2 protein-coding genes are annotated in these 1533 nt (G+C 75.3%); both read left to right on the top strand.

Annotated features, from left to right (window positions below):
• A partial coding sequence (locus H5J30_RS32515; RefSeq protein ID WP_181791249.1) for an acyl-CoA dehydrogenase family protein occupies positions 1-1092 on the top strand: 1092 nt, incomplete at its 5' end.
• The coding region (locus tag H5J30_RS32520) for an acyl-CoA dehydrogenase family protein (RefSeq protein ID WP_181791251.1) at positions 1089-1533 on the top strand (445 nt) is incomplete at its 3' end. The genes H5J30_RS32515 and H5J30_RS32520, both read left to right, overlap by 4 nt.

A 1533-nucleotide genomic window follows, 5' to 3' on the forward strand; every position in this document is an offset into this window, starting at 1 on the left:
ACCCTCCGGGCGCGGCGCTACCTGGGCGTCGCCTGGCCGGAGGAGTACGGTGGCGCCGGTCTGTCGGTGCTGGAGCAGTGCGCTCTCCAGGAGGAGTTCGTGTCCGCGGGGGTGCCGCTGCTGCCGCTGCCGACGGACCCGTTCGGCCTCTCGCTCATCGGGCCGACGCTGCTGCACTGGGGCACCGAGGCGCAGAAGCGCAGCTTCCTGCCGCGCATCCTGTCCGGCGAGCACCGCTGGGCGCAGGGCTACTCGGAACCGGGCGCGGGCAGCGACCTGTTCGCGCTGCGTACGACGGCCACGCCGGTCGACGGCTCCTGGGTGCTCAACGGCCAGAAGGTCTGGCAGACCGCCGGGACCTTCGCGAACTGGATGTTCGTGCTGGCCAGGACCGAGCAGGATGCCGCGGGCGGGCGCGGTCTTTCGCTGCTGCTGGTCCCCGTCGACCAGGCGGGCGTGGACGTACGGCCGATCCGCACGATGACCGGCGAGGCCGAGTTCTGCGAGGTCTTCTTCACCGACGCGCGCGCGAACGCCGCGCACGTCGTCGGACCGGTCGGCGGCGGCGCCAAGGTGGCGCTGACGCTGCTGGGTTACGAGCGGGGCGCGGCCTCCGGGGCGCTGTACGCGGGCTACCGGGTCGAGCTGGAGCGGCTCTTCACGCTGGCCCGGGAGCGGGGCCTGGACGCCGACCCGCGGGTGCGGCAGCGGCTGGCCCGGTGCTGGTCGAAGGTGGAGATGCTGCGCGTCCTGGGCCTGAAGACGCTGGCCACCGCGGCGTCCGGCGCACCGCCGGGGCCGGAGTCGTCGGTGCTCAAGCTCTACTCCGCCGAGTACCACGCCCGGGTCACCGAGCTGGCGATGGACCTGCTCGGGTCCGACGCCCTGGTGCGCTCCGGCGAACCCGGCCCGGCGACGGTCGGCGCGGACCCGCTGGGCACGCCCGGCTCCCCCGCCGCCTGGCAGCACACGTTCCTGACCGCACGGGCCGGGACGATCTACGGCGGCTCCAGTCAGATCCAGCGCACCACGCTCGGCGAGCGGGTGCTCGGCCTGCCCCGGGAGCCGCGGCCCGGAGGCGAGCGGACATGAGGTTCGGACCGAGCGACGACCAGGCGGCGCTGCGCGACGCACTGCGCGGGCTGCTGGCGGAGCACGCCGGCGCGGCCCGGACCGCGTACGAGGGCGGCCAGACCCGGCTGTGGCACCGGATGGTGCACGAGCTGGGCCTGACCGCCGTGGGCGTACCCGGGGAGTACGGCGGCACCGGCACGAACTTCGCCGACGTGGCCGTCGTCCAGGAGGAGCTGGGCAGGGCGCTGGCCCCGGTGCCGTTCTTCTCCTCGGCCGTGCTCGCGGCCCGCATCCTGCTGGAGTCCGGCGACGCCGGGGCCTGGCTGCCGGCCATGGCCCGCGGCGAGGTCGTCGCCACGGCGGCGCTGGTGGAGGCGGCCGGCGACTGGTCGTTCGCCGCGCCGGCCACTACCGCGCGGCGGCAGGCAGGCGGCTGGGTGCTGGACGGCGAGAAGCACT

Origin of the sequence: Streptomyces phytophilus (assembly GCF_013870535.1) — a bacterium.
In the GTDB taxonomy this organism is placed as follows: Bacteria; Actinomycetota; Actinomycetes; order Streptomycetales; family Streptomycetaceae; genus Streptomyces; species Streptomyces phytophilus.